The following is a 19,932-nucleotide window of genomic DNA, read 5'->3' as shown; positions in this document are numbered from 1 at the left end:
ATTATCATTGAATTTTTTTGTCAATAAATTTTAAAATGAAAAGCGATAATAAAAATTAATAAGGCTGTGAGTATCATTAACTCGTTAGAATAAATATTCTAAATCATATTTTATTATATGGTCAGAGATTTTTATATTAATGAGGGTATTAGCATGATGAGATTTGAAAATAAAGTTGTCGTCATCACTGGTGCAGGCAGTGGTATTGGAGAGGCCACAGCAAAGCGTTTTTCTCAAGAAGGTGCGATTGTTGTTCTGGCAGGGCGGGATACAGATAAGCTTAACCGTGTATTCAGTGAACTGTTATCGGATAAGGCGTTAGTGATTCAGACGGATGTTGCGGATCGCGATTCAGTCAAAAGTATGGTTGATGAAACGGTCAGAAATTTTGGTCGGATAGATATTCTGGTGAATAATGCGGGCTTGTATGTTGTTGGTGATTTATTAAGTGTATCTCAGGAAGAGGGGGATGTGGTACTGGCTACAAATCTTAATGGCGTACTCAATTGTAGCTATTCTGCGTTGCCGCATTTGTTGGAAAGCAAAGGATGTATTGTCAATAATGCTTCTGTATCGGGACTAGGCGGTGATTGGGGAGGCGCACATTATTGCGCAGCAAAAGGAGCTGTCGTGAATGTGACCCGCGCTATGGCACTGGATTATGGTTCTCAGGGCGTGCGTGTCAATGCTGTATGCCCCAGTTTAGTGGCAACGCCGATGGTTGCCCGTTTTGATGATGAAACCCTGAAACATTTTGATAGCCGAATTTCGTTACAAAGAGCGGGAAAACCTTCTGAAGTTGCGGCCGCCATTGCATTTTTAGCGAGTGAAGATGCCAGCTTTATCAATGGAGTAAACTTACCGATAGATGGTGGAGTAACAGCATCCAATGGTCAGCCTAATTTCAATTAAGTGAACAAACGTTAAAACTCTTCCCTGATAGATTTCAAGTTGCTGCTTTGTTGGTTGCAACTTGAAATTAATATAACGTTTTAAAACACAATTTCATTGATAATCACCGCCAGATTATCAAACATTTCTCCAAATAACCGTTCAGTAAATGGCACCAGCATCGGGATCAGTAGGGAAAGTGTGAAAATTCCTACTGTCAGAGTCAATGGAAAACCGATCACAAAAACGGAAAGTTGCGGTGTCATGCGATTTAGCATACCTAAGGAAAAATTCAAGATTAGCAGCAGGGTAATCATTGGCATGGCCAGCATCATACCGTTAACGAAAATCAGGCTGGCACTTTGGGCTAACAACAGGAAACCTTTCGGATTCAACTGCGTCACTTGAACCGGAATGGTATAAAATGTATCTACCAAAATAGATAACAGCCACAGATGCCCGTCAAATGCTAAAAATAGCAACATCATCAGCATATTCAGAATACGGGATAAAATAGGCATATTCGGCCCACCGGTGGGATCAAAGAAGGTGGCGAATGAAAGCCCCATCTGCAAACCGAGAACTTCACCAGCATGGCGCACAACAGCAAAAGCGATTTGCATAGTCAGGCCTAAAGCCACGCCGATCAATATTTGTTGTATCAATACCCAAATTCCGGCAACAGAAAAAATAGGAATTTGGGAAGAAGGAATACTGGGAACCAATAAAGCAGTGATCACTAATGCCAGACCGATTCTGACTTTTATCGGCATCTGTTTTTCACTGAAAATTGGCGCTATGCTGAACAACGCCAATAAACGAACCAAGGGCCAGAAAAAGTCACTGACAAGGCGGGAAAGTGTTTCGCTATCAAACGGAATCATGATTAACCGATAATAGTGGGAATACTGCTAAACAACGTGCGCATGTAATCCAGCAGCAAGTTCAGCATCCACGGCCCAGCGACGATGATAGTAACGACAACGGCCAAAATTTTTGGGATAAACGATAAGGTCATCTCGTTTACCTGAGTTGCCGCCTGCAATAAGCTGATGATCAAGCCACAGATCAGGGCAGATAAAAGCAGTGGTGCGGCCAGCGCCAGTGCTACTTTCATCGCCTCAACACCGAGGGCCATTACCGATTCTGGAGTCATAATTTTCTCAAACCGCTTTTGTGATCTTTTTCCAATAAGATTTCATGCCAGATACAAAAACTGCCTATCAGACATAAAAACTTTGTGCCAGTGAGCCAAGTAATAATTGCCAGCCATCTACCAGGACAAACAACATAAGTTTAAACGGCAGCGATATAGTGGCCGGTGGTACCATCATCATCCCCAATGCCATCAAAACACTGGCAACGACCAGATCGATAATTAAAAATGGGATGAAGAGGGTAAAACCAATCTGGAAAGCGGTTTTCAATTCGCTGGTAATAAACGCAGGTACAAGTACACGCATTGGCACAGAATCCGCAGTTTCAAACGCTTCTTGATCTGCAAGGCGGGCAAACAGAGCCAAATCATTTTCCCGGGTCTGGCGTAACATAAACTGGCGCAATGGCTTGGAACCCTTGTCCAATGCGGTTTCCAGCGTGATCTTATCTTCACTGTAGGGTAGATAAGCATCCTGATAAACTTTATCGAATACAGGTGCCATGATGAAAAATGTCATGAACAGTGCCAGACCCAGCATAACTTGGTTAGGCGGGGCAGACGGAGTTCCCAGTGCGTTACGCAATAAGCCGAGTACGATGATGATGCGGGTAAAGCTGGTCATCATCAGCAGGGCGGCTGGAATGAACCCCAGAGCCGTGATAAAAATCAGCGTTTGAACGGGCAGTGACCAACTTTGGCCGCCATTAGGCAAGGGCTGGCTGATGATGCCAGGCAATTCGGCAGCGGCGCTCATGGGGAACAGCGGTAGCAAAAGTGCCATAAGCAGGGTTACCAAACGCACTGAATTCAAACGTATTGAACTTAATCGTATTCGGTAAAGCTGTGAGACAAGTTTTTTGCCTGTTACTCGATTGCCTGCCATAAAGAAAACTCTACTTTTCATCATCGTCCTTGTCGTTCCTGCTTTTTCTCTGGAGCGTATTTTTTAGCATCTGACCAAACGGCAGCGACTTGAGTACGTTGTCCTTTTCCACGTCATCAGGTGGTGCAGGCATTTGATGCAGCATATTGATCTGTTGAGATGTCACGCCCAGTACCAGCCAATTGCCTTCGATTTCCACCACAACGACCCGCTCTTTTGGACCGAGTGAGCAGCTTGCCTTAACATTTAACAACCGATGATTTTTGTTTTTGGCGGGAGCAAGACCCAAACGGCGAACCAGCCATGTTATGAAGAATATCAGCAATAAAACACCACCCAATGCACTACTGACTTGCATCAAGGTTTGTCCGGCCGGGAGAGGTTCGGTACTGCCTGTCGTGCTGACGGGTACGGCATCAGATGCCGTACCGCGTTGAAAAGACGCATGAAAGGAAGGCTGGTTCGCCATCATGGTTAACGACTCAAGCGACGCATGCGTTCAGAAGGAGTGATGATATCTGTGATACGGATACCGTATTTATCGGATACAACAACCACTTCTCCTTGTGCGATCAAATAGCCATTGATCAGAATATCCAACGGTTCACCCGCAAGGCCATCAAGGGAAACAACAGAACCTTGTGACAGTTTCAGTAGCTGTTTAATGGTCATTTTGGTGCGACCCAGCTCGACAGAAAGCTTAACGGGAATATCCATGATCAGATCAATATCAGAAAGCTGGGAGAGCACATCCTGTGGTTCCAGATTCTCAAATATTGACGCGCCGCCGTCAGAGGTTTGCTGTGCGGCCTGTTGTTCCAGCGCTTCTGCCCACATATCTTCAGTCAGTCTGGTATCTGTGGGTTGTTTAGCATCACTCATTGGGCTTTTCCTCATCCAGAGCAGTTAAAACAGGGTTAATCAGGTGTTCAACACGCAGGGCATACTGCCCGTTTAGTGTTCCATATTGACTGGTGAGCACAGGCACACCATCAACGTGAACGATCAGGCGTTCAGGTTTTTCAACCGGCAAAACATCGCCGGCTTTCAGTTCGAGGATCTTTGACAGCCGCAGGGGAATATCAACAAAATTCGCCACCAGTTCTAATTCTGAGTGCTGAACTTGTTTCACCAGACTTTTACGCCACTGACCATCTTCCTGACGCACATTTTCCACGGGTGGATTGGTCAGACGTTCGCGCAGAGGTTCGATCATGGCGAATGGAATACAGATATTAAATTCGCCCGTCAATGCACCAATCTCCACATGAAATGGTGTCGTAACCACGATATCGTTCGGTGAAGTAGTGATATTGGTGAATTTTACCTGTGTTTCGGAACGCACATATTCCATTTCAATTTTAAATATAGAATCCCAGGCGTCCCGATAGGCATCCAACGCCAGTTTCAGCATTCGGTTGATGATCCGCTGTTCGGTATGGGTAAATTCACGGCCTTCCACTTTGGTGGGAAAACGACCATCTCCGCCAAACAGGTTATCAACGGCGATATAAACTAAACTGGGTTCGAAAGCGAATAGTGCGGTTCCCCTCAATGGTTTCAAGTGCACCAAATTGAGATTGGTTGGCACGGCCAGATTGCGGGCAAATTCGTGATAAGGCTGAACCTTGATAGCGCCGACCGTAATATCCGGGCTGCGGCGCAGCATGTTAAACAGCCCCATCCTGAATTGGCGGGCAAAACGTTCATTGATGATTTCCAGTGACTGCAAACGTTCGCGTACAACGCGGCGTTGCGTATTGGGATCGTAAGGACGAACCTCACTTTCTCCGGACGCAGTTTGTTCCACGTCATCAGTAGAGGCACTGTCACCATTTAGCAGAGCATCGATCTCTGCCTGTGAAAGAATATTGTCACTCATTGTGATTATCGCAGAATAAACGTGGTAAACAATACATCGGTGATCTCTTGATCAGGTTCACCGGGTATCAGTGTCGGGTTTAATGTCTGTTTGATCTCTGCCACCAAATGCATCTTGCCGTCATCTTTTGCTAAATCAGCCGCTTTCTGGCGAGATAATAACAGCAACATACGGCTACGAACTTCTGGCAGATAATCATGCAAGCGTTGACGGATTTTTTCGTCAGACAGACGCAATGTGACTCCAACATACAGAACACGGTCGAAATGATCTTCGTTGTCGATCAAATTGACGGTAAAAGGTTCCAAAGACATAAACACAGGTGTTTCAATGGCTTTGGTTTTTGTTGTACTGTTATTGGCCGACTGGTTCATCGCCCACCAGCTATACCCTCCGATGGCAGCACCAATAACAGCAATTAGTACTAACAGTATCATCCAAATTGGATTTGTGCGTTTATGCTCGTAGCTATAATCAGACATGGACAGACAAATTCCTGTTTTCCGTGGCGGATAAGTCCCCGCGCATTCCGTGGCGGGTCTGCTTATCCATCAAAATCAATATCAATTATCCCGCGTCTTTGTTCCGGCAATGGCAGGAACAAACGTGGAAAAAACCATTAACTCACACGTTTGTTATCGACCCTTTTTCTCTTTCTTACAGCGCATAATAATATTGGGCGAATAATCAGGTGGATAATTAGGCAAATGTATCAATACCCCCTCGGGTCGAGGCGAGTTGTTGAGGTGTCATTCTAATGGCTGAGGCAGGAGAAGCCGTTATTCCTGTTGCGGCTGCCAAGCCATGACTTTGGGTATCTTCACGGGAACTTAAATGGTCGTTGGCATGATTAGTGGCATGGTGTTCTTGCTGCCAATTCCCTTGGGCATCGCTATTTACGCTGCTTTGCGCCAATTGAATGCCATTTTCAGCCAATGCATGGCGAAGTCCCGGCAATGCAGCTTCCAGTGCAGCACGAACATTTTGATGAGCAGAAACAAAATGCAATTGTGCTTGATTGTCTTCAACACTCATGCGGATATGCAGCGCGCCCAATTCTTGGGGATGTAGGCGAAGTTCTGCTTGTTGCAGTCCATTACGGTTAAAGAACAGGACATGTCGGTTGAGCTGTTGCTGCCATTCTTCACTGCCAAGATGAGCATTCAACAATGGTGCGGTTGTTCCACTTAGCTGAAATTGGCCCACAGGTTGCTGTCCGGCTGAAAGTAGGGGAGATGCTGCCAATATTGCAGGAGAATCAATTGAGGTTGTTTCAGCAGTAGTGGCAGTTAATGCAGGAGCAGCCGCCTGAAGCAGATTTAATTCCTTACCGTTGCTCGAAGCTGAATTTTTAGGAATGGCATTACTTTGGAGAGCCTGGTTGAACTCTGCTTTATTGCTGGTAGCAAGTTTTATTTGTCCAGCGGCTGGTACCAGTGTGGAGCGAATGTCGGTGGCATCGTCTGATTTATGGTTCAGTGCAGTATTCCGTGCAGCAGAAAGATGTATGCTTTCATCCCGATCACTCTCTTTAGGTGATTCAACAAGATCTATATTGGTCAGCTTGGCATCTTTGGGATTTTTGTCCAGCAGCGCACTGGCAAGGCCGCCTTCACTATCCAGTAATTTATCCAGTAATTCATTTTCTGCCAATCCATCGGTGTTCTCGGCAAGCGCCACAGTACCTGTAGGAGAGGTAACTAATCCGGCAATCTGAATCGGAATAACCGCGCTTAATGCATCGGCTGACAGTAAATCGTCATCTTTCAATAGAGTAAATTCGGCATTGTTCTCTTGCAGAGTGATTTCTTTCGGCAATTTATCTTCGGCAGTCTTGTCTGATACGCTCTGTAATTGCGACCATTCGCTTTTTACTGTTTTATTAACAACGGAATTTCCTTCTTTCAGGCTATGTTTACCTGCCTGAGCCGGGCGCTTCTGCATAGAGGCTGTTTCTGCATCAAGAAGCTGCCCGAATTTAGGGGAATGGCTATCGTTCACGAGATCATTTAAGGATGACTGACTTTTTGCCGAACCTTTATCCGTGAGTTTTAAATCCGTAGGCAAAAGAGTGAGATTCATTGTTTCATTCTCCGTTGTGCACCACGTTGTGCGTACTCGTCCATTTGTTTTTGCTCCATGCGATTTTGGTGTAACTTCAGATTATGTTCTGCCCGCTGTTGCAGTGTGTCGAAGGCGTTCAGACGCTGCTGTTTTTCCTGCCATTGAGATATGGCTTGCTCAAGTCGTGTTTTCCATTGAGTGAGCTGTAACTTGTGCTGTTCAATTGCCATTTCCAGCGTTTTCATAAACTGCTGGTAATTCTGCCATGTTGAGCAGGGCATGCCGCTGCTGAGAGTGTCATTCAAACGGGTACGATATTCATCCTGATAATTCATTAACGCCGTGAGTTGTTGCTCCATTTGCTGGTGGTTTTGCCGAATCTGAGCAAGCTGAGATGCCGCTTTTTCTGCCGCATCTTGGGCAAGTTCACGTAAAGTCACGAGAGGGGAGTGTTGTTGCATGTATTTCCTCGTATTAATCACTACGCAGACATAAGCGTTACTGAATTGCATCAAAGTTATATCGGCATCGAACCGACAAACGTTATACCCGTTGGCCGAATACTCTTCGGCGAAATTTTCATAAGCAAGATATTATGTCGGTAACAATTGTTGAAGCTGAGTACAGGCCGTATCATATTCACTGCGTTCATCAATGCCTTGTTGCAGGAATTGAGCCATGTGCGGATAAAGCTCAATCGCTTTATCCAACAAAGGATCACTACCCGCAGCATAAGCCCCAACGTTGATCAAATCCCGGTTACGCTGATAACTGGAAAGCAACTGTTTAAAGAGCTGTACCCGCCGGTAATGGGTATTGTCGATCAGAGAGGTCATGGCACGGCTGATGGATGCCTCAATATCAATGGCCGGATAGTGGCCTGATTCTGCCAACGAGCGTGATAACACGATATGGCCATCAAGGATGGCTCGGGCAGCATCGGCAATGGGGTCTTGCTGGTCATCACCTTCTGTCAGAACAGTATAAAATGCAGTAATGGAACCGCCGTCACTGACGCCATTACCCGCCCTTTCTACCAGAGCGGGTAATTTGGCAAATACAGAAGGGGGGTAACCTTTGGTTGCCGGTGGTTCGCCGATAGCCAGTGCAATTTCGCGCTGGGCCATGCTGTAGCGGGTCAGGGAATCCATGATCAGCAGCACATGTTTACCGCGATCGCGAAAATCTTCGGCGATGCGAGTCGCGTAAGAAGCCCCCTGCATCCGTAACAGCGGCGAAACATCCGCAGGAGCGGCGACGACCACTGAACGTAACAACCCTTCCGTACCTAAGATATTTTCGATAAAGTCTTTGACTTCCCGGCCTCGTTCACCAATCAGCCCTACGACGATCACATCGGCTTGGGTATAACGTGCCATCATGCCAAGCAATACACTTTTACCAACCCCCGATCCAGCGAACAGCCCCATGCGTTGTCCGCGTCCTACCGTCAGCAAGGAGTTGATGGCACGAACGCCGACATCCAGTACATTGCTGATTGGAGTTCGTTGCAGGGGGTTAAACGGAGTTGTTGTCAGGGGAGCGCGATAGCCTGTATCGGGAGCCGGTAAATCATCAAGAGGACGTCCTGCACCATCCAGAACCCTGCCAAGCAATTCAGGCCCCAGAAGCAAGCGCCGCCCCCCTCCGGCATCCTCACCGTATGAGCGGGCATAGACGCGGGCTCCCGGTACAATGCCTTCCAGTTCTTCCATTGGCATTAACAGTAGTTTTTCGCCATTGAAGCCGACAACTTCACTTTCGACTTCTTCAATCTTTTTACCATTCTGACGCTCGATAAGGCAGGTCGAGCCAAGGGGCATATGCAAACCAGTGGCTTCCATGACCAGACCTGTAGCACGGGTAAGGCGCCCATAGCGACGTACTTTTGGTGTTTTTTCCAGACGCTTTTCCAGTGAATCCAATGTTGCCAGCCAGCGTCCGAGTCTTGCTGTCATCATAATTCTCCCGATGCTGCCAGACGGCACATTTCGTGCCAGCGCGTGGCTAAACTGGCATCCAGATCCCCTTCATCGGCACTGACTTTACAGCTACCCGGATGCAATTTGTTATCTGCAACCAAACGCCAGCCATTCAACGTCAGAACTTCCCCCAGTTTTTGCTCAACCAGAGGAATGTTTTGTGGATGGACTCGCAGCTGAGGTTTACCGCTGAACATAGGTTCTTGCTGGATAAATTCACGGATTTGATTCAACAGGGCAGTGCCGTCACAAACAGCGGGTTGCCCTAAGATATGGTGAGCCGCTGTCAGTGAAAGTTGCATCAGACGTGAAGCAATAACGGTATCTAATCCATCCAATGAATGGCTGAAATCCATCAGTAGTGCTTTCCACTGGTCAATGACAACTTGCTGTTGTTGTCTGGCTTCTTGCAAACCCTGTTCCAGTCCGGCCTGTCGGCTTTCCTGGAGTCCTTGTTCATAACCTTGAATCTGGCCTTCTGCAAAGCCTTGCGCATGACCTGCTTGACGGGCCTGTTCTTTCAGCTCGTCCAGCATTTTTGCCTGTTTCAGCAGAATCTCTTGTTCGCTGGGCGGCTGTAATTCATCCATTGGTTCCAGTTTTGCCCGCAGAGATTCCCATTGAGTCAATTCGCCCGGCTGCCAAGGCTGCCAGTTTCCTTTATTTGGCTTATCAGACATAGGTATCGTCACCACCATTCAGGATCATATCGCCACTTTCAGCCAGACGACGAACCACAAGCAGGATGGTTTTCTGTTCAGCTTCCACCTGAGACATACGGACAGGGCCACGATTTGCCAAATCATCACGCATGATTTCAGCAGCGCGTTGCGACATATTGTTGAGGAAGTGATCGCGCAATGCCTGATCGCAACCTTTCAATGCCACAAGCAGAGATTCGGTCGTAATTTCCTGCAACAAACGCTGGATACTGCGATCGTCCACGCCGATAAGATTTTCGAACAGAAACATTTCATCAATGATTTTCTGTGCCAGTTCACCATCATAGGTACGAACCGCATCAATGACGCCTTCTTCTTGCTGGCTTTTCATCAAGTTGATGATTTCTGCCGCAGTACGAACACCACCCATCTTGCTGCGTTTGAGATTTTGACCGTCCAGCAGGTTATTCAGGACTTCAGTCAATTCTGCCAATGCGGAAGGCTGTACACCGCCAAATGTGGCGATACGCAGCATGACATCGTTGCGCAGGCGATCATCAAACAGGGCAAGGATATCGGCTGCCTGACCTCGGCTCAGATGAACTAAAATGGTGGCAATGATCTGCGGATGTTCATCCCGGATCATATCGGCGGCCATCTGCGGTTCCATAAAGTTGAGGGTTTCGATTCCTGTAGTGGTATCACGGGATTCAAGAATATCCTCAAGCAGACTGGAAGCCCGCTCTTCACCTAATGCTTTGATCAATACGCTGCGTAGATAATCGTTGGCATTAATGCTGAGGGCAGCATATTGCCCCGCATCTTCTTCAAACTCCGCCAGTACTTCAACCAGTTGCTGGGTGGAGACTTGTCTCATCCCCGCCATTGCGATACTGAGTTGTTGTACTTCCCGCGAATTCAGGTGCTTGAACACCTCAGCTGCCTGATCTTCTCCCAGGGTCATTAACATGACGGCACTTCTTTCTGTTCCGGTCAGGCTCATTGTTCGTTACTCATCCATTGACGGATCACCAGCGCAACAACGCGAGGATCTTTTTCTGCTAATTCACGGATACGCTGACTTTGAAGTTCAGCATTGACTCGTTGACGAGCCATTTTACGTCGCATTTTTTCATCCATTTCAGCATTGGTTTCTGTGTTTTGTTTCTGCTGATTTTTCTGCGTATCCAAAGCCGCTTTTTCCGCAGCACGTTTTTTGGCAATTTGCGGTACGATCATTTTACGCCACAGTAACCATGCAATGAGTGCCAGCAGTAACCAACGGCCTGCGTCCAGTAATTTATCCAGTAGGACAGGGTGCTGCCAGAACGGGAGGGTTTCTATCACTTCGGTGGTGTCATTGAACGGAGTATTGACCACATTCAGGCTATCACCACGGTCAGAAGAAAAACCCATTGCCTCACGGGTCAGCGCTTCGATTTGTGCTAATTGTTCTGGTGTCAGCGGTTTTGTTTCAGACCCGTTTTCTCCCTGAGCGGTGGTGTAGTTGACTACAACGGCAACCGAAAGACGTTCCACTGCGCCAGCGTGTAATTGTGTATGGCGAATGGTGCGATCTACTTCATAGTTGGTGGTTTCGTCATAACGATTATTACGATTATTGCTCACCATGCGCTCATAGCTATTATTTCTATTATTGCCCTGCTGTTGATCAGATTTTTCGTCACCATTGCCTTTGGAGTTAGCATTGGTATTTGGTTTTTCAATCGGTGCGCTCGGTGCAGCACTTGGCTGATTCGACAATGCCCCCGGTACACCGCCCACCAATGGCCCGCCGTTTTGTTCGCTGGAACTGCTCTGTTTGGAGCGGACAGCCGCCTGATTTGGTGGCTGATTCGGCCTATACTCTTCTGCTGTTTCCTCGCGGCGGGAAAAATCGACTTGAGCCGTTACCTGCGCATGTATATTGCCACGACCGACGACAGGAGCCAGAATTGTTTCAATGCGTTGCTGGAAACGATTTTCAATTTCCTGCGTATATTTCAACTGAGTGGTATTTAAATCACGGCCAGTGGCATCGGCTTGTGTCAGAAGACGTCCTGATTGATCCACAATCGTGACATTCCCTGCTGGTAAACCGGCAACACTGCTTGAAACCATATGCACAATGGCATTGATTTGTCCTTCATCCAGTACACGTCCTTGCAACAAACCAACAGTGACAGAAGCTGACGGTGATTTCTGTTCACGAACGAACAAAGAAGGTTTTGGCATAGCCAGATGAACTCGGGCGCTCTGAACCGGGCCGAGAGATTCAACAGTACGGGCCAACTCGCCTTCCAGTGCGCGTTGGTAATTGACCTGTTCACTGAACTGACTAATGCCGAATTTCTCTTTATCCAGAAGTTCAAAACCCGCAGCCCCGCCTTTGGGCAGTCCTTGCTGTGCCAGTTTCAGGCGGGTTTCATGTATTTTATCAGTAGGTATCATGATCGCAGAACCATTTTCGGAAAAACGGTAAGGGACATTCATCTGGGTTAATTGCGTAACGATTTCGCCGCCATCCTTATCACTCAGATTGCTGTAAAGCACCCGATAATCGGGGCTGCGCAACCAGAGAAACAGAGCAACGACAATAGCGATGGCAGCGGAGCCAGCAACTAATAACGGAACTTTCGGATCAGCTTTTATCCTGCTGATAATAGCGCTGAAACCTTTGTTTTGGTTTTCAGCGTCGTTTGTTGCACTCATAGACGATCCTTGCCTTGCTGGTCAACATGAATACTAAAAGCGTGGCGTAACAAAACAGACTCCCCATACGCAAGCGAAAAGATTCTTCCTATTATTAATTCCATCATTATTCGCTGTTCACACCTCTTTTAATGGCACAATAAGCTTTGAATTTTGACTTCAATTACCCGCTTTAGATTAGAAGGGCTATGTTACGGTGGCAGCGTGGAAAAACTGCCAACCAGCCCACGGCTAATATGGCACTTAATCACGTCATCAATAGGGTGATTTAACGCGAGGTTTTTATGTCAATTCAGGCAATTGAAGGTGTGCTGCAACAGATGCAGACTCAGGCATTACAAGCAGCAAACATTGCCAAACCGCTGCCAGTGCAGAGTGGTTTTGCCAGTCAGCTCACTGCCGCAGTAGAAAAAATAAACCAGACACGTTTGAGCGCGGTCAAGCAAGCACAAGATTTTACGCTGGGTGCTCCCGGCGTAGAGCTAAATGATGTCATGGTTAATATGCAGAAGTCGAATATTTCGCTGCAAATGGGGATTCAGATAAGGAATAAGTTGATTAGTGCGTATCATGAGATTATGAATATACAGGTTTGATAGGTTAATTGTGAGAGTCTATCAGCCTGTTTTATTTGTTATAACCCCTACAGGGATAGACTCTAAATATGATTTTAGTTATAAATCGGATGTCATACTATTTAATAAAGTTGCTCAATGAATTGGTTATGTGTTTTTTGTAAAAAATATGCTGAATCAATTACGGTATTATAGCAAATGAACGTACCGGAAAGCCTGATGCGTTTTTAGGTTTAGCTACGACATTGAATATTATTGCTCCACGAACAGGAATTTCTTCCAGATTAGTCAAAAGTTCTATTTGGTAGGTATCTTGCTCCAATACATAATATTCACCCAATAATGCATTATTTTGTCTAAAATTTTTGGCTGAGTCAGTATCGAAGGTTTCATGCCCGATGGCCTTGATTCTCCGCTCTTTAAATAAAAATTTCAAGGCATCTATTCCCCATCCTGGAATTTGGTTATTTCCCTGTACATCTTTATTATCCATCTTTTCCTGAGATGGCCAGCGTTTGCTCCAGTCTGTTCTTAAGGCGACAAAAGTTTCTGCTTCTATGATGCCATGTTCATCTTCAAATTTAAGAATATCCTCTTTAGACAATGAAAAGTTAGGATCTTGCTGGGCTCTTTCTGACTGATCAATAACTATTAAAGGTAACACCAATTCTTGCAATTCCAGTTCATCAAGGGTACGGGCATCAGGAACAAAATGGCAGGGAGCATCAATATGTGTGCCATATTGACCGGGAAAGGTGAATTGTTGGACAAAAAATCCATTTTTGTAATCAAAAAGTGTTTTGAACTCAGCAGGGTTAAACATAAGAAAATGAGGTGAGTCTTTGTCAAAACTGTGTGTCAGATCAACCCATTTTTTTGATTTTAGTAAAGTGAGTGCTTGCAGAATATCACTGGTCATAACCACCTCTTTTGGTTTTTTTATGATTACACATCCATCATTTTTTCTCCGCAATCTATTTGTCAATAATCTATCGGCCCTGAGAGGCATTTCACAGATCCCGGTTCATTTATCCTTAATGAAAGGAGTGGGGATAACCCAACTCTCAGGTGTAATATCAATATAAGACGGTTCAGTTAATGAACATTCTTCCGCCGAAATAATTGAGGCAGCGATAAAAATCATAGGGGGTTTTTGCTTATCAATAAAAGGAATGGATATTTCTATAGTTTGGGTATAAAGCTGCCCCCAATCTAAAAACGTTATTGGTAACTTATTTTTTGCCAGTGGATATCTGGTGATAAATGTTGATACCGCCTTATACGGATCAAGTTGTTTATTTTCTTCAACAGCATGTTGTATGACTTTTTGTGCCGCTGATGATTCTATTGTCGCACAATAATTCAGACTTTCATCTATTGAAGAAAATCTCACATCAAAGATTGATAATACCATAATGATGGCGATCTTATTTATATTGTTTATTAACATAACTTATTATTTTATTAAATATAATACGTTATGGTGTCTCCTGTTAATTGCCTGAAAAATCTCTATTATCATTTTTTGGTTAATTTTTTGTTAAAATTATATATGAAAAACATTCTTGATTGTTTGTAAATTATTTATAAAATAAAATTCCGAATTAGTTTGACCCAAAAATCGATGGTGACAAATTGACACCACCTAAAATGAAAATAAATGAATGACACCATTAATCAGTGTTATTTTTAAATAGAATCAATGATGTCGCCGTTATATTTATTTGGGTTCTGTCGTAGTCAACTCCGTTTCATAGTTGCTGACGGGAAACTGTCCATAAGTATCGTGTAAGAGTTGTTTGCAGCTTTCTTGTTTAATCAGGTCGCTGAGTTCATTTAATCGTTTTTGCAACAATCTCTTAGTTTCTTTTTCATTATCCAAGACAGTTTGCAAAATTTTGGTCAATTGCTGCTGCAATGAAATTGGTGCATCTGAGTTTTCTGATATTAAAGTAACCACTTCTACTGCCTTCAGATAAGTGATTTCCATATCAACAAGTTCATCCCACTTTTCATTTTTAGCTAAATCAATCATTTGCTCACTTAAACTAAGGATCTGCTGATAAGCTGACAAAAGATCCATATCATTTTTCATTAAACAATATCCTGACTGGCGTTGTAATGAGAACCTATTTGCCGCCAAGAATCTGAAATCTCGGTAAGTAAATCAATCACTTCGGTAATGGCCTTCTCATCATTGCGTAAATTGGCATGGAGTAAACGGCGACTCATATAATCATATAAATCAAAAAGATTCTGAGTAATCTCGCCGCCTTTCTCGAAATCTAATCCCTCTTTGAGACCATTATCAATGATATTGATCGCCTTTGAAATAGCTAAACCTTTTTCTGGGATATTCCCTTGCTGCATCAGAATGATTGAACGACGTAGGGCGCTTAGCGCCCCATTGAACAATATCTGAATCAACTGGTAGGGAGAGGCATTCATGATTTCGCTCTCAAGATCTACTTGAGCGTATAACTGGCTTGCCGAACGTTGATACATAATGTCCTTTTATTATCTTAAAAGCTGGGCTAGGGATAAAGTTGCTTGATTCATTGAGCTGGCAAGCTTATCCAGTTCTGTAAATTGTTTTTTATAGCGCTCCATTGTGGCATCAATGTTTCTGTTGGTCTGCTCTACTTGTCTTTCTAATGTCTTAAGACTCTTGTTGATGCCTTCGGTCGCTGCGGCGATAGTCCCTTCATGACTATCCAGTGTTTTCTTCAATAGATCATAAGTTTGAGTTGCAAAACCGGTTTTTTCACCATCACCCATAAAGAAAGCCTTAACGTTGGCAGGTTTTTCTTTAAGGTTTTTTTCCAGTTTTTCGTTGCTGATTTCCAGTGTACCATCCAATTTTTGTTTGATGCCCAATTTATTCAGGGTAGCAATATCAGCAACATTTTGCGCTGCAACTAACTGGTGTCTTAGCTGATTTTGAATACTTTTTAATGTACTGTCACCCAGCAGGGCGCCATTGCTTTTTGACGCCGCTTCACCTTTTCCGACGGGTTTGAATTTGGTCAGCGAATCGAAAGTGGTCTGTAATTCGTTATAAGAATCAACCCACTTTTTGATTGCTTCTTTCATTGGCTCGATATCACGGGAAACGACCAGAGTTTCTGGTTTTGGTCTTGGTACTTTTTTGTCTTCTCCGTTGACTTTAACTATGACCTCTTCGGTTTCAGAAACTTTTTTCAGATTCAGAATAATGCCTTCCGGAGCATCTTTTATCTCATTGGTCTGGCGTTCAATAGGGATACCGTTAACGGTTAATTTTGCGTTGGTAGCCTCTACTTTTTGTGTCATTGCACCAGAGCCGCCGCCTTTGCTGTCAGAAGTATAGTTCAGCAATTTTCCCAATTCATCATCACCTTCAACTGTGATGGTCATGACAGATCTTGTGCCGGCCTTTTTTGAGGTCAGGATCAAATAACTTTTACCCTCTTCTTCTGTGCCGTTTTCATCTGCTTTGATAATGCTGGCATTAACGTTACCTTCTTTTTTCTTAATGGCTTCACGAATTTCAACCAGAGACGTTTCATTATCTTTCAGGGAAATGCGCATTGGCTCTTTTTCACCTGGTTGCGTGATAATAAGGGTACGGGTGCCTTTACCGGGTTCTCCTAACTGCTTTTTTGCATCAGGAAAGGCCTGAGAACTCAGGGATTGAGCCTTTGCAAGCTGTTCGACTTTAATATCATAGTTACCCGGGCTTGCTTTGGAATCCGTACTTGGGATAAATGTTTTATGATCTTCACTTGTTTTGGTGGTATTGAGTTTATCGAATTTTTTTAGTTCTTCGGAAGCACTCTTTAGTTTTTCCAAACTGCCTTTTAATGAACCAAAACCGGTCAGCTTTGCTTTATAACTGGTTTGCTGTTGCGCTAATGGTTCTAAACGTTTTTTTTCTGCTGCCTGAAGTTGATCCAGTATAGGACCCGTCCCTGATACGGCTCCCAATGCGGAAATGCTAGCCATGTTGACTCCTTTATTAGTAAAGTATCACTGGACATGTTATCGGACTCATTTGTGAAAAGTTTACTGACAAAATGATTTTTTTGATGGACAGAATAATTGATGAGAATAGGCGCTGTTTGGGTTATCGGGGAAAATAGAGGAAAAAATAAAAAAGTTTTTTCAAGAAATATTAAAGGTTCTTTTTAAGGAGCCGATAAAACTGTTGTCGGTGATGAACACCGTGGGCAAATAGGCTCAAACTAATTATATCGGCTTGATTTTAAAAGGAACTCTATTATGGCATCAGTCATTAATACTAACTATTCATCTCTGCTGGCTCAGAACAACCTGACCAGATCTAAAGGCGTTTTAGGTTCTGCTATTGAACGTCTGTCCTCTGGTTTACGTATTAACAGCGCGAAGGATGATGCTGCTGGTCAAGCGATTGCCAACCGTTTTACTGCCAACGTTAAAGGCCTGAATCAGGCTTCCCGTAACGCAAACGATGGTATCTCTATTGCCCAGACTACCGAAGGTGCTCTGAACGAAATCAACAATAACCTACAACGTATTCGTGAATTGGCTGTTCAGTCAAAAAACGGCAGCAACTCTCAGAACGATATTAAATCTATTCAGAATGAAGTTAAACAACGTCTGGATGAAATTGATCGCATCTCTGAACAAACTCAGTTCAATGGTGTTAAGGTACTGAGCAAAGATAGCAAAATGACTATTCAGGTTGGTGCTCATGATGGTGAAACTATCGATATCGATTTGAAAGAAATTAATAGCAAAAAACTGAACTTAGATAAGTTTAGTGTGTCTCCTAGTGTCCCTCATGCTGGTAATAAGTTATCTAAACCAGCCACCGCCGCAACCGGTACTACAGCCACGGCATTTGATTTAGGAGAGACAGCTATTACCGCTTTGAAGCTAAATGACATGGAAGTATATCATGGAGTTGATGCGAATGGTCAAGAAGATACATCAACGTATGTATTACAAGGTGTTAATGATAAAGGTGAGACTGTATACCACTCTGTAACAGTTACTGCAGCGTCTGGTAAAGTAACTGCTCCTACGGCACTAGCTGTTACTCCTACTACTTCCGACAATCTGGAAACGTTGGACAAGGCTCTCTCAGACGTTGACAGCGTGCGCAGCGCCTTAGGTGCAGTACAAAACCGTCTGGAATCCACGGTTAACAACCTGAACAACACGGTTAATAACCTGAGCGCTGCAAGAAGCCGTATCGAAGACGCTGATTACGCAACTGAGGTTTCCAACATGAGCCGTGGTCAGATCCTGCAACAGGCGGGTACTGCTGTTCTGGCTCAGGCAAACCAGATCCCACAAACCGTTATGTCTCTGCTGCGTTAATTTCTATTTTCCGGTTGAGCATTTATGCAGGGCAACCTGCATAACCAACGCTTATAAAATAAGGATCGGTTCGCCGATCCTTATTTTTTGTTAATTGTCAAGGACAGCCTGAAACTTGCTATGCATTTGGGCGGACATCAAAAATTTCGCATAGGTGAAAAAGAAGTGCTTTTACTTCATTGTTCAAACGATTGTACCGATTAGGGGATTGGATAATGGTATCCAGTCTCTTATCCAAAGGTGTCTGTTGTTGTGAGCGATTTGTATACCGCCGAAGGCGTGATGGACAAAAATAGCCTCTGGAAGCGCTATGTACCACTAGTTCGCCATGAAGCTTTGAGGCTACAGGTAAGATTACCTGCCAGCGTAGAACTCGATGACTTGCTTCAGGCCGGTGGCATAGGCTTGCTGAACGCGGTGGAGAGGTTTGATTCCATGCAGGGAACCGCCTTTACCACTTATGCGGTACAGCGTATCAGAGGTGCAATGTTGGATGAGTTGAGGAGCCGTGATTGGGCTCCGCGTAGTGTGCGGCGTAACGCACGGGAAGTCACGCAAACCATCCGTAAACTTGAGCAAGAGTTAGGCCGTCCAGCCAGTGAGCAGGAAGTTGCTAAAGAATTAAAGATTAATCTGATAGAATATCGGCAAATACTGTTAGACACAAATAACAGTCAACTGTTTTCTTATGACGAATGGCACGAAATTCACGGTGAAAATTGTGAACCGATGGTTGAGGAAGAGCATGAGACAAATCCTCTCCAACAATTACTGGAAGGCGACCTTCGTCAGCGGGTGATCGATGTTATTAAGTCATTGCCTGAACGGGAAAAGATGGTTCTTACGCTGTACTATCAGGAAGAACTTAATCTTAAAGAGATCGGCGCAGTGCTTAACGTGGGGGAATCCCGTGTAAGCCAGCTTCACAGTCAGGCGATAAAAAGGCTGAGGGCGCGTTTGAATCCAGAGAAGTAACTTTTTGCTTATTTGTTTTTTTGTTAAGACTATACACAGGGCTTTATCTCTTATGTCTGTTACAACACAAAAGAAACGGCCTCTCAGCCGTTATATCAAGGACTATAAACATAGTCAGACTCATTGTTTGCACTGCCATAAAACACTTGATCGTATTTCTCTTGTTTTTAACGGTCAGGTCATCAATAAAGAAGCTATTTCTGAGATGACTGAGTTGGTAGATGACAAAACTTGGAATGAGTTACAGGGTAAATTTGTGGCGTTGTGCCGCTTTTGTAGTGAAATTTATTGTAATAGCCAGACTGATTATTTCGACATTATGTCATTTAAACAGTATCTGTTTGAACAAACGGAGATGAGCCATAGTACTGTGCGTGAGTATGTGGTTCGTTTAAGACGTTTGGATGAATTGCTGACTTCAAGTAATTATCCGGCTAATGAGTTCACGCCAGAAAAAATTCAGGAACAACTCAGCGAGAAATTATCTCAGTCAGCTTTCAGTAATTATAATATTGCCCTGCGTAAATATGAGCAATATCTGAGCTGGCAACAAAATGGTCATTGATTAATTAGGCCGATATATAACGTTAGCCCGATTGAACGGTTCTGGAGGGGAATGTATGATAATTACATTCCCCTCTCTATTTTTTACTTTATTTTCATTGTTATATTTAAATTAGAGCGTGTTGACCTTTGTTGTACATGTTTCAATCGACCCACATAGGGAGCCACATGATTGAAAATGCCAAAGCAACGAGACTTTCATAATTTCTTGCTAATTTGTCATACCGAGTAGCTACTGCT

The 19,932-nt window shown here is 44.3% G+C and carries 23 protein-coding genes and 1 pseudogene; 5 read left to right on the top strand and 19 right to left on the bottom strand.

All coding sequences use genetic code 11. The annotated features are described in order from the left end of the window. The first annotated feature begins 153 nt into the window (after positions 1 to 153). Positions 154 to 912 (top strand): SDR family NAD(P)-dependent oxidoreductase, encoded by a 759-nt coding sequence (locus AACQ81_RS10025; RefSeq protein WP_237387175.1) that lies wholly within the window; start codon positions 154 to 156, stop codon positions 910 to 912. An 80-nt stretch (positions 913 to 992) separates the two neighbouring features. On the opposite strand, the gene fliR is transcribed toward AACQ81_RS10025, so the two are convergent. From fliR to fliF, 13 genes are all read right to left on the bottom strand, one after another. Further along, entirely contained in the window at positions 993 to 1,775 is a 783-nt protein-coding gene (fliR, locus tag AACQ81_RS10020; protein ID WP_237387174.1) for a flagellar biosynthetic protein FliR, read from the bottom strand. A 2-nt stretch (positions 1,776 to 1,777) separates the two neighbouring features. Beyond that, positions 1,778 to 2,047, bottom strand: a complete 270-nt coding sequence (gene fliQ, locus AACQ81_RS10015) for a flagellar biosynthesis protein FliQ (protein ID WP_237387173.1) — start codon at positions 2,045 to 2,047, stop codon at positions 1,778 to 1,780. 67 nt (positions 2,048 to 2,114) lie between these two features. Beyond that, a complete protein-coding gene (gene fliP / locus AACQ81_RS10010) occupies positions 2,115 to 2,831 on the bottom strand; it encodes a flagellar type III secretion system pore protein FliP (protein WP_237387196.1) in 717 nt (238 codons plus the stop codon). A gap of 112 nt (positions 2,832 to 2,943) precedes the next feature. Then, positions 2,944 to 3,405 carry a flagellar biosynthetic protein FliO gene (gene fliO / locus AACQ81_RS10005; RefSeq protein ID WP_237387172.1) on the bottom strand — a complete coding sequence of 154 codons (462 nt, stop codon included), beginning with the start codon at positions 3,403 to 3,405 and terminating at the stop codon, positions 2,944 to 2,946. A 2-nt stretch (positions 3,406 to 3,407) separates the two neighbouring features. Continuing rightward, positions 3,408 to 3,815 (bottom strand): flagellar motor switch protein FliN, encoded by a 408-nt coding sequence (fliN, locus tag AACQ81_RS10000; protein WP_237387171.1) that lies wholly within the window; start codon positions 3,813 to 3,815, stop codon positions 3,408 to 3,410. Beyond that, the gene (fliM, locus tag AACQ81_RS09995; RefSeq protein ID WP_237387170.1) at positions 3,808 to 4,815 is read right to left on the bottom strand and encodes a flagellar motor switch protein FliM; all 1,008 of its coding nucleotides are present in this window, start codon (positions 4,813 to 4,815) and stop codon (positions 3,808 to 3,810) included. The genes fliN and fliM overlap by 8 nt, the downstream gene beginning before the upstream one ends. 5 nt (positions 4,816 to 4,820) lie before the next feature. Continuing rightward, on the bottom strand, positions 4,821 to 5,297 hold the full coding sequence (fliL, locus tag AACQ81_RS09990) for a flagellar basal body-associated protein FliL (RefSeq protein WP_237387169.1): 477 nt from the start codon (positions 5,295 to 5,297) through the stop codon (positions 4,821 to 4,823). 217 nt (positions 5,298 to 5,514) lie between these two features. Beyond that, positions 5,515 to 6,897 carry a flagellar hook-length control protein FliK gene (locus AACQ81_RS09985; RefSeq protein WP_237387168.1) on the bottom strand — a complete coding sequence of 461 codons (1,383 nt, stop codon included), beginning with the start codon at positions 6,895 to 6,897 and terminating at the stop codon, positions 5,515 to 5,517. Further along, positions 6,894 to 7,340: a flagellar export protein FliJ gene (fliJ, locus tag AACQ81_RS09980; RefSeq protein WP_237387167.1), complete on the bottom strand. Its 447-nt coding sequence runs from the start codon at positions 7,338 to 7,340 to the stop codon at positions 6,894 to 6,896. Before fliJ ends, AACQ81_RS09985 begins: the two co-directional genes overlap by 4 nt. A gap of 132 nt (positions 7,341 to 7,472) precedes the next feature. Further along, entirely contained in the window at positions 7,473 to 8,837 is a 1,365-nt protein-coding gene (gene fliI, locus AACQ81_RS09975; RefSeq protein ID WP_237387166.1) for a flagellar protein export ATPase FliI, read from the bottom strand. After that, entirely contained in the window at positions 8,837 to 9,541 is a 705-nt protein-coding gene (fliH, locus tag AACQ81_RS09970; RefSeq protein WP_237387165.1) for a flagellar assembly protein FliH, read from the bottom strand. The genes fliI and fliH overlap by 1 nt, the downstream gene beginning before the upstream one ends. Next, positions 9,534 to 10,526 (bottom strand): flagellar motor switch protein FliG, encoded by a 993-nt coding sequence (fliG, locus tag AACQ81_RS09965; protein ID WP_237387164.1) that lies wholly within the window; start codon positions 10,524 to 10,526, stop codon positions 9,534 to 9,536. The genes fliH and fliG overlap by 8 nt, the downstream gene beginning before the upstream one ends. After that, positions 10,523 to 12,235 carry a flagellar basal-body MS-ring/collar protein FliF gene (gene fliF, locus AACQ81_RS09960; RefSeq protein WP_237387163.1) on the bottom strand — a complete coding sequence of 571 codons (1,713 nt, stop codon included), beginning with the start codon at positions 12,233 to 12,235 and terminating at the stop codon, positions 10,523 to 10,525. Before fliF ends, fliG begins: the two co-directional genes overlap by 4 nt. A 284-nt stretch (positions 12,236 to 12,519) precedes the next feature. Between fliF and fliE the strand changes: the two genes are divergently transcribed. Further along, the gene (fliE, locus tag AACQ81_RS09955; RefSeq protein ID WP_237387162.1) at positions 12,520 to 12,831 is read left to right on the top strand and encodes a flagellar hook-basal body complex protein FliE; all 312 of its coding nucleotides are present in this window, start codon (positions 12,520 to 12,522) and stop codon (positions 12,829 to 12,831) included. Between the two features lie 160 nt (positions 12,832 to 12,991). Here fliE and AACQ81_RS09950 read toward each other — a convergent pair whose 3' ends face one another. The 5 genes from AACQ81_RS09950 to fliD all read right to left on the bottom strand — a co-directional run bounded on the left by AACQ81_RS09950 (position 12,992) and on the right by fliD (position 16,794). Next, the gene (locus AACQ81_RS09950) at positions 12,992 to 13,729 is read right to left on the bottom strand and encodes a cyclase family protein (protein WP_237387161.1); all 738 of its coding nucleotides are present in this window, start codon (positions 13,727 to 13,729) and stop codon (positions 12,992 to 12,994) included. Between the two features lie 105 nt (positions 13,730 to 13,834). Next, positions 13,835 to 14,224, bottom strand: a complete 390-nt coding sequence (locus AACQ81_RS09945; RefSeq protein WP_237387160.1) for a hypothetical protein — start codon at positions 14,222 to 14,224, stop codon at positions 13,835 to 13,837. A gap of 306 nt (positions 14,225 to 14,530) precedes the next feature. Beyond that, entirely contained in the window at positions 14,531 to 14,905 is a 375-nt protein-coding gene (fliT, locus tag AACQ81_RS09940) for a flagella biosynthesis regulatory protein FliT (RefSeq protein WP_237387159.1), read from the bottom strand. After that, positions 14,905 to 15,315, bottom strand: a complete 411-nt coding sequence (fliS, locus tag AACQ81_RS09935; RefSeq protein WP_237387158.1) for a flagellar export chaperone FliS — start codon at positions 15,313 to 15,315, stop codon at positions 14,905 to 14,907. The genes fliT and fliS overlap by 1 nt, the downstream gene beginning before the upstream one ends. A 12-nt stretch (positions 15,316 to 15,327) precedes the next feature. After that, the gene (gene fliD, locus AACQ81_RS09930; protein ID WP_237387157.1) at positions 15,328 to 16,794 is read right to left on the bottom strand and encodes a flagellar filament capping protein FliD; all 1,467 of its coding nucleotides are present in this window, start codon (positions 16,792 to 16,794) and stop codon (positions 15,328 to 15,330) included. Between the two features lie 276 nt (positions 16,795 to 17,070). Here fliD and AACQ81_RS09925 point away from each other — a divergent pair, with 276 nt between their 5' ends. From AACQ81_RS09925 to fliZ, 3 genes are all read left to right on the top strand, one after another. Next, positions 17,071 to 18,153 (top strand): FliC/FljB family flagellin, encoded by a 1,083-nt coding sequence (locus AACQ81_RS09925; RefSeq protein ID WP_237387156.1) that lies wholly within the window; start codon positions 17,071 to 17,073, stop codon positions 18,151 to 18,153. A gap of 252 nt (positions 18,154 to 18,405) precedes the next feature. Then, positions 18,406 to 19,128, top strand: a complete 723-nt coding sequence (locus AACQ81_RS09920) for an RNA polymerase sigma factor FliA (RefSeq protein ID WP_237387155.1) — start codon at positions 18,406 to 18,408, stop codon at positions 19,126 to 19,128. Positions 19,129 to 19,180: 52 nt separating this feature from the next. Further along, positions 19,181 to 19,693 carry a flagella biosynthesis regulatory protein FliZ gene (gene fliZ / locus AACQ81_RS09915; RefSeq protein ID WP_092553814.1) on the top strand — a complete coding sequence of 171 codons (513 nt, stop codon included), beginning with the start codon at positions 19,181 to 19,183 and terminating at the stop codon, positions 19,691 to 19,693. A gap of 142 nt (positions 19,694 to 19,835) precedes the next feature. Here the strand turns inward: fliZ and AACQ81_RS09910 are convergent. Then, positions 19,836 to 19,932 (bottom strand): annotated as a pseudogene (locus tag AACQ81_RS09910) (IS5/IS1182 family transposase); the annotation flags it as partial.

The organism is Xenorhabdus sp. Sc-CR9 (assembly GCF_963897815.1).
In the GTDB taxonomy this organism is placed as follows: Bacteria; Pseudomonadota; Gammaproteobacteria; order Enterobacterales; family Enterobacteriaceae; genus Xenorhabdus.
The sequence above is the reverse complement of the archived record's forward strand: the minus strand, read 5'-3'. Positions and strand labels throughout refer to the sequence as shown.

Coding starts and splice junctions, on each gene's coding strand:
- fliS (WP_237387158.1), bottom strand. CDS start 15,315: ATGTATCAACGTTCGGCAAGCCAGTTATACGCTCAAGTAGATCTTGAG.
- fliL (WP_237387169.1), bottom strand. CDS start 5,297: ATGTCTGATTATAGCTACGAGCATAAACGCACAAATCCAATTTGGATG.
- fliP (WP_237387196.1), bottom strand. CDS start 2,831: ATGGCACTTTTGCTACCGCTGTTCCCCATGAGCGCCGCTGCCGAATTG.
- fliT (WP_237387159.1), bottom strand. CDS start 14,905: ATGAAAAATGATATGGATCTTTTGTCAGCTTATCAGCAGATCCTTAGT.
- fliG (WP_237387164.1), bottom strand. CDS start 10,526: ATGAGCCTGACCGGAACAGAAAGAAGTGCCGTCATGTTAATGACCCTG.
- fliZ (WP_092553814.1), top strand. CDS start 19,181: ATGTCTGTTACAACACAAAAGAAACGGCCTCTCAGCCGTTATATCAAG.
- AACQ81_RS09985 (WP_237387168.1), bottom strand. CDS start 6,897: ATGAATCTCACTCTTTTGCCTACGGATTTAAAACTCACGGATAAAGGT.
- fliH (WP_237387165.1), bottom strand. CDS start 9,541: ATGTCTGATAAGCCAAATAAAGGAAACTGGCAGCCTTGGCAGCCGGGC.
- AACQ81_RS09925 (WP_237387156.1), top strand. CDS start 17,071: ATGGCATCAGTCATTAATACTAACTATTCATCTCTGCTGGCTCAGAAC.
- fliF (WP_237387163.1), bottom strand. CDS start 12,235: ATGAGTGCAACAAACGACGCTGAAAACCAAAACAAAGGTTTCAGCGCT.
- fliJ (WP_237387167.1), bottom strand. CDS start 7,340: ATGCAACAACACTCCCCTCTCGTGACTTTACGTGAACTTGCCCAAGAT.
- AACQ81_RS09945 (WP_237387160.1), bottom strand. CDS start 14,224: ATGGTATTATCAATCTTTGATGTGAGATTTTCTTCAATAGATGAAAGT.
- fliQ (WP_237387173.1), bottom strand. CDS start 2,047: ATGACTCCAGAATCGGTAATGGCCCTCGGTGTTGAGGCGATGAAAGTA.
- AACQ81_RS09950 (WP_237387161.1), bottom strand. CDS start 13,729: ATGACCAGTGATATTCTGCAAGCACTCACTTTACTAAAATCAAAAAAA.
- fliE (WP_237387162.1), top strand. CDS start 12,520: ATGTCAATTCAGGCAATTGAAGGTGTGCTGCAACAGATGCAGACTCAG.
- fliR (WP_237387174.1), bottom strand. CDS start 1,775: ATGATTCCGTTTGATAGCGAAACACTTTCCCGCCTTGTCAGTGACTTT.
- fliI (WP_237387166.1), bottom strand. CDS start 8,837: ATGACAGCAAGACTCGGACGCTGGCTGGCAACATTGGATTCACTGGAA.
- fliO (WP_237387172.1), bottom strand. CDS start 3,405: ATGATGGCGAACCAGCCTTCCTTTCATGCGTCTTTTCAACGCGGTACG.
- fliD (WP_237387157.1), bottom strand. CDS start 16,794: ATGGCTAGCATTTCCGCATTGGGAGCCGTATCAGGGACGGGTCCTATA.
- fliM (WP_237387170.1), bottom strand. CDS start 4,815: ATGAGTGACAATATTCTTTCACAGGCAGAGATCGATGCTCTGCTAAAT.
- AACQ81_RS10025 (WP_237387175.1), top strand. CDS start 154: ATGATGAGATTTGAAAATAAAGTTGTCGTCATCACTGGTGCAGGCAGT.
- fliN (WP_237387171.1), bottom strand. CDS start 3,815: ATGAGTGATGCTAAACAACCCACAGATACCAGACTGACTGAAGATATG.